Raw genomic sequence first — 6,344 nt, forward strand, 5'->3', positions numbered from 1 at the left:
TTTAAGAAAACTTCCTTTAAAATGCTTCATAGCGTAATCTAGATTAATATCAGCATCTAACTCGTTAGCCATGTCAACAAATACCTGATTCCCTATGGTTTCACTATCTACTAATACGCCATCACAATCAAAAATAACACATTTATATGTTGACATAATTTACGGCGTAGAATTAGAAACCTGCAACAATTTTCCATTATAATATTTGTTTCCGTTTAATGAAAAATAAAAAATATACTGTGCCATTTCTAAGGCTGTTGTTGGTGCTTTATAACCTGGAAATGCTTCTTCAAGCATTTCGGTTTGTACAGCTCCTAAAGCTAAAACGTTAAAGGAAATACCTTCTTCTTTATACTCTTCGGCAAGTAATTCTGTTAAAGTAATTACTGCGCCTTTACTTGAGCTATATGCTGCTAGTCCTGGAAACTTCAAACTACCTTGTACACCTCCCATGGAGCTTATTGTAACTACATGACTACCGCTTGCCATAAAAGACAAAACTACACGTGTCATTTCTGCAACTCCAAAAACGTTGGTTTTATACACTTGTTCAAAATCTGTTATTGATGTATCTGCAAATGGTTTATTTAATAATGTTCCTGCATTATTTATTAATACATCAACCTTTTGCCAATTTACTTTTATAAAAGTCTCTACTTTAGTGTATGCTTTAACATCAGATAAATCAAAAGGTATCGAATTTACATTCTTCAACTTTAAAGCTTTTATAGGCTTATCGTTCCGCGAAAGCGCCAACACATGGTGTCCTGCTTTTGCAAACAACTGTACCAACTCGAAACCTATACCTCTACTCGTTCCTGTAATTATTATGTTACTCATCGTTCATTTTTATTTCCTGTTTTGGTGCATTTATCATACCTTCTAAAGCAGGAATCATCACATTTATAAAATTGGTCATGTGCTTAAAATCCATTTTATCCGCTTCGTCATCTACATGATGATAATAATCAAAGTTTGTAAAATCGAATGTTGAAATGGCGTGCGCTGGTTTCTTAAAAGCTTTATAAAATGGATAATTATCTGACCTCATAAATAGCTGAAACTCTTTAGCCTTTGGGAAAAATCCAATAACTTCTTTTTCGCCATATTCATTTAACTTTTCGCCTAAATTAGATTTTTCGTAACCTGACATATATGCCATAATTTCTTCCTTTGCTCTAGGTACACCAATCATTTCAAAATTTATCATGGTATATAAATTTAGGTTTTCCTTTTTAAGTCTTTTGGCTAAATGACCAGAACCTTTTAAACCCATTTCTTCAGCTGAATATAATGTAAAAAGAATACTTCTCTTATTATTCTTGACCTTAGAAAAATATTTTGCCCATTCCATAACTGCAACTGTACCAGAAGCATCATCATTTGCGCCGTTTGCAATAACATCTCCATTAACGGCTTTTCCGTTACCAATATGATCGTAATGTGCTCCTAGAATAACAAACTCTTTTTTTAATTCTGAGTCATTCCCTTCTATGTAACCAATAATATTATAACCCACAATATCTTTTAAATTAAAACTATCTCTATAGGTTTTAAAATAAGGTTCTATATTGTTTTTTTTGAAATAGTTTTCAATAAAGACTGCTGCTTTTTCTATGCCTTTGCTACCTGTGCTTCTGCCTTCTAATTCATCTGAAGCTAAAAACTCTAAACTTTCCTTTACATTTTTTTCTAAAACTGGAGATATATTATCAGTTTTATAAGCAACTAACTGTGTTTCCTCTTTAACCTGATTTATATTAGTTTCTGTTTGAATTATTTTTTTTTGCGATCCACAACTTAAAAGTACAGATACAACTATAATAGTTAAAACTTTTTTCATGTCTTTATATTTATTGTTTTTTAATGGTCACATTTAACGTCATTAATAATCATTTCGCTTTGTGATTAAATTTTTAGCCATAAATGTTTCATTTAATGAATTTTAAAAATCTAAAGATAAAAAACCTGCTTCAATTATTATGAAACAGGTTTTGTTTTTGTTACTATTCTAAAAACCCTTCGACTGCGCTCAGGGTGACAATTAAATTACACCAACATAGTTACAGGGTTTTCAATATACCCTTTTAATGTTTGAAGGAATTGCGCTCCTGTTGCACCATCAACCGTTCTGTGATCGCAAGCTAAAGATAATTTCATAGTATTACCCACTACTATTTGACCGTTTTTAACTACTGGCTTTTCAACAATATTTCCAACAGAAAGTATCGCAGAATTTGGTTGATTAATTATAGATGTAAATGTATCTATACCAAACATACCTAAGTTAGAAACCGTAAACGTACTGCCTTCCATGTCGCCAGGTGTTAGTTTTTTATTTCTAGCTTTTCCTGCAAGGTCTTTAACTGCTGCACCTATTTGAGGTAAACTTTGCTCGTTTGCAAACTTAACAACAGGCACAACTAATCCGTCAGGAACTGCAACCGCAACACCAATATGTACGTGATTATTTAAACGCATTTTATCTGCAAACCATTGTGAGTTAACTTGTGGGTGTTGCTTTAATGCTAAAGCACAAGCTTTAACAATAATGTCGTTATATGAAATTTTAGTATCTGGAATAGAGTTGAATTGTGCTCGGAATGCTATAGCATTTTCCATATCGAACTCCACACTCAAATAGTAATGAGGAGCTGTAAATTTAGAATTTGTTAATGCTTTAGCAATAGCTTTACGCATTTGAGAATTGGTAACATCTTCAAAATCTTCTTGACCAGTTGGCACGAATTTATCAACTGAAGCTGCGGATGAAATAGCAGGCGTAAAGTTTTCAACATCACTTTTTACAATACGTCCGTTTTCACCAGTACCACTCACCTGAGATAGATTAATCCCTTTTTCTTCAGCAATCTTTTTTGCCAAAGGCGAAGCAAATAATCTTCCGTTTGATGAGGAAGCAGAAACTTGTTTTTGAGGTTTCTCAGTAGCACTAGAAGATACAGCTTTTTCTTGCTTTGGCGCTTCAGCTTTTTCAACTTTAGGAGCTTCTTCAGTTTTTTCAACACCAGAATCCACTTTAAAATTTCTAGCTACATTTGAAACATCGGTTCCTGCTGGACCAATAATTGCTAATAGCGCATCTACTTTGGCTGATTCACCTTCTTGCAAACCTATTTCTAATAGTGTACCCGATTGGAATGATTCAAATTCCATAGTGGCTTTATCGGTTTCAATTTCTGCTAAAATATCGCCTTCTTCAACTGTATCGCCTACTTTTTTTAACCATGTTGCCACAGTACCCTCTTCCATAGTATCACTTAAACGTGGCATAGTTACAACTATAACACCTTCTGGCAGTTCGACTTTGCTCACTGACTCTTCTTTATCGTTAGACACGTCGTCCTGATTGCTATCGTGAGCACTCTGCTGAGTAGCATCCTCTTTCTTTTCTTCTTTTTTCGCTTCTGCAGAAGCGTTACCATTTCCATTTAACAATGCAGAAATATCTTCGCCTTCATCTCCAATAATCGCTAAAAGCGCATCTACTTTTGTAGTTTCTCCTTCTTGCACGCCTATATGAAGCAATGTACCTTCATTAAAAGACTCAAATTCCATAGTAGCTTTATCGGTTTCAATTTCAGCTAAAATATCGCCTTCTTCTACCTTATCACCTACTTTTTTTAACCAAGCTGCAACCGTACCTTCTTCCATGGTATCGCTTAAACGTGGCATATTTACTACTATTGCCATAGCTTATAATTTATGTTGTATAAATGGATAATCTTCTTGCTCGTAAACGGCATCGTACATCACATTCTTTTCTGGGAATGGAGATTCTTCTGCAAATTTTTCGCATTCTGAAACTAAAGCTTTAACGCGTTTGTCAATCACTTTAATATCTGCTTCAGTAGCATATTTCTTTTCAAGAATAACATCTTTCACTTGTGTAATAGGATCTATTTTTTTGTATTCTTCAACCTCTGCTTTCGTTCTATAATGCTGTGCATCACTCATAGAATGTCCTCTGTAACGATATGTTTTAAGTTCTAAAAATGTTGGTCCATCACCACGACGCGCACGCTGTATGGCTTCATCAAATGCTTCTGCAACCTTTATTGGATTCATCCCGTCTACGGGTCCACAAGGCATTTCGTAACCTTTACCAAGCTTCCAGATTTCTGTATGATTTGCTGTTCTCTCTACCGAAGTTCCCATTGCATACCCATTATTTTCGCAAACGAATACTACTGGAAGTTTCCAAAGCATAGCTAAATTAAAGGTTTCGTGTAAAGAGCCCTGTCTTGCAGCTCCATCACCAAAACAACATAAGGTTACACCATCTACACCATGATATTTATCGCCAAAAGCAATACCTGCGCCTAAAGGAATTTGTCCTCCAACAATACCATGACCACCATAAAAACGATGTTCTTTTGAAAAAATATGCATTGAACCACCTAAACCTTGAGAAGTCCCTGTTGCTTTTCCGTAAAGCTCAGCCATAACTCGCCTAGGATCTACACCCATGCCTATGGGTTGTACATGGTTACGATAAGCTGTAATCATCTTATCTTTAGTCAAATCCATAGCATGTAAAGCACCTGCTAAAACTGCTTCTTGACCGTTATATAAATGAAGAAACCCTCTAACTTTTTGTTGTATATATACTGCAGCTAATTTGTCTTCAAATTTTCTCCAGAACAACATATCTTCATACCATTTTAGGTATACTTCCTTAGTTATTTTTTGCATTAGTAGCGTTAATTTAATAAACGAATAACAAAAGTAACACTTTAGTCATTAATGAAAAAACTGAAAATAGTAAATTTTAAACGAAAACGTTATAGTACAGATTTATCAAATACTAGTGGTAGTAAATTTGCTAAAGAATTAGATTTTACTACTTTCCCTGTTTCTCCCATAAAATAAATTTCTATTGGTGTATCTTGTTTAACTTCGTATTCTGCAATAGCTTGTCGGCATGCCCCACATGGTGGAATTGGGCTTGTAGTTTTATTCTTTTTAGAACCTGCCGTAATAGCCATTCTTATTATTTTTGTGTTTGGATATTTTGCACCCGCATAATAGATAGCTGTTCTTTCTGCACATAACCCAGATGGATATGATGCGTTTTCTTGATTACTTCCTGTAACTATTTCATTATTATCTAAAAGAATCGCTGCCCCTACATAAAAATTTGAATATGGCGCATAGGCTTTTTCTCTTGCCTCAATGGCTTTTTGCATTAATTTTATGGTATCTTCTGGTAACTCGTTTAAATCTTCAAAAACGTAAAGTGTGGATTCTATTTTTACTTCCTTCATAAATTATTATAATGAATTCGTTGAAAGACTAATATAAACAAAAAACTATTGCTTTGAGGCAATAGTTTTAATAGAATTATAGATGTTATAATCTAATATTCGTTGTATGTTTCTGCTCCAATATTAAATGTTAACGAAAAACGTAACGTATTTTCTAACGGGCTTTGCACTTTTGAAGCCGAGAACAAATACGATAAATCTATATTAACAACATTGTATTTGAATCCTGCACCAAGTGCTAAAAATTTTCTCGCTCCTTTTTCTTCACTTTCATTAAAATAACCGGCTCTAAAAGCAAATGAGTCTTGATATAAATATTCTGCACCTAACGACCATGTGAATTCTTTTAGCTCTTCGCTGAATCCACCCGGAGCGTCGCCAAATGAACTAAACATTCCTGATAAAAAGTTTACATCCTCTGTGTTTTCACCTATAAGAACATTAGTTCTCGTTCTAGATCCTAATTCATCAACACCTTCTTCATAAGTGCCATTACCATTATTATCTGTAAAATTATATTCATCTCCTCGCATTGGTGGCGTTGGCACTAATAGTTTTCCAACTTCAGCTGTTACAGCTATTTTATTATAATCATCAAATATAAAATCGAAACCTGTACCTAAGCGTAACATAGTTGGTTGAAAGTTTTCTTGTCCGCCTTCATCGTATTTAAATTTTGGTCCAATATTTTGAATAGCGAATCCCATTCTCCAACGTCCATTAAAATCGTTATAAGCTTCTTCTTCACTTTGATAAAACCCAGAAATATCTACGCCAAAAGTATTTGCAGCTTCAGTATCGTTATTTCCAGTATCCAATTTTAAATCTGAGCGTAAATAACGCATTGCCACAGACATTGCGAACTGCTCACTTAATCGTAAAGCATAAGAAACATCAATAGTTAACTCATTAGGCTTTTGCACAAGAGCTTCGGAAATTTCATTTTCTCTAAATTCAATGTCTCCTAAGGAAAAATATCTAAAACTTGCAGCAAATGCACTTTTTTCATCTAATCGATTAAAATAGGTTACGTTTCCTAAAAAAATATCGTTTACCAAT

General features: G+C 34.1%; 6 protein-coding genes. All 6 read right to left on the reverse strand.

Translation table 11 applies throughout. The features are described from left to right. Nucleotides 1-159: 159 nt before the first annotated feature. Nucleotides 160-840, reverse strand: coding sequence for an SDR family oxidoreductase (locus AADI82_RS12960; protein WP_341216851.1), 681 nt, complete (start codon nucleotides 838-840; stop codon nucleotides 160-162). Next, nucleotides 833-1,843: a M20/M25/M40 family metallo-hydrolase gene (locus AADI82_RS12965; protein WP_341216852.1), complete on the reverse strand. Its 1,011-nt coding sequence runs from the start codon at nucleotides 1,841-1,843 to the stop codon at nucleotides 833-835. The genes AADI82_RS12960 and AADI82_RS12965 overlap by 8 nt, the downstream gene beginning before the upstream one ends. A 206-nt stretch (nucleotides 1,844-2,049) precedes the next feature. Next, the gene (locus tag AADI82_RS12970) at nucleotides 2,050-3,711 is read right to left on the reverse strand and encodes a pyruvate dehydrogenase complex dihydrolipoamide acetyltransferase (RefSeq protein WP_341216853.1); all 1,662 of its coding nucleotides are present in this window, start codon (nucleotides 3,709-3,711) and stop codon (nucleotides 2,050-2,052) included. A gap of 3 nt (nucleotides 3,712-3,714) precedes the next feature. After that, nucleotides 3,715-4,713 carry a pyruvate dehydrogenase (acetyl-transferring) E1 component subunit alpha gene (gene pdhA, locus AADI82_RS12975; RefSeq protein ID WP_341216854.1) on the reverse strand — a complete coding sequence of 333 codons (999 nt, stop codon included), beginning with the start codon at nucleotides 4,711-4,713 and terminating at the stop codon, nucleotides 3,715-3,717. An 89-nt stretch (nucleotides 4,714-4,802) separates the two neighbouring features. Next, complete coding sequence (gene cdd / locus AADI82_RS12980; RefSeq protein WP_341216855.1) at nucleotides 4,803-5,285, reverse strand: cytidine deaminase; 483 nt, start codon at nucleotides 5,283-5,285, stop codon at nucleotides 4,803-4,805. Nucleotides 5,286-5,377: 92 nt separating this feature from the next. Continuing rightward, nucleotides 5,378-6,344: type IX secretion system outer membrane channel protein PorV (gene porV, locus AADI82_RS12985; RefSeq protein WP_341216856.1), on the reverse strand; the 967-nt coding region annotated here is incomplete at its 5' end.

This window comes from uncultured Wocania sp. (assembly GCF_964021735.1).
GTDB lineage: Bacteria > Bacteroidota > Bacteroidia > Flavobacteriales > Flavobacteriaceae > Wocania_A.

What these genes read in the sequence shown, in the direction of transcription:
- AADI82_RS12960 (WP_341216851.1), bottom strand. Translation starts at nt 840, where the DNA reads ATGAGTAACATAATAATTACAGGAACGAGTAGAGGTATAGGTTTCGAG.
- AADI82_RS12965 (WP_341216852.1), bottom strand. Translation starts at nt 1,843, where the DNA reads ATGAAAAAAGTTTTAACTATTATAGTTGTATCTGTACTTTTAAGTTGT.
- AADI82_RS12970 (WP_341216853.1), bottom strand. Translation starts at nt 3,711, where the DNA reads ATGGCAATAGTAGTAAATATGCCACGTTTAAGCGATACCATGGAAGAA.
- pdhA (WP_341216854.1), bottom strand. Translation starts at nt 4,713, where the DNA reads ATGCAAAAAATAACTAAGGAAGTATACCTAAAATGGTATGAAGATATG.
- cdd (WP_341216855.1), bottom strand. Translation starts at nt 5,285, where the DNA reads ATGAAGGAAGTAAAAATAGAATCCACACTTTACGTTTTTGAAGATTTA.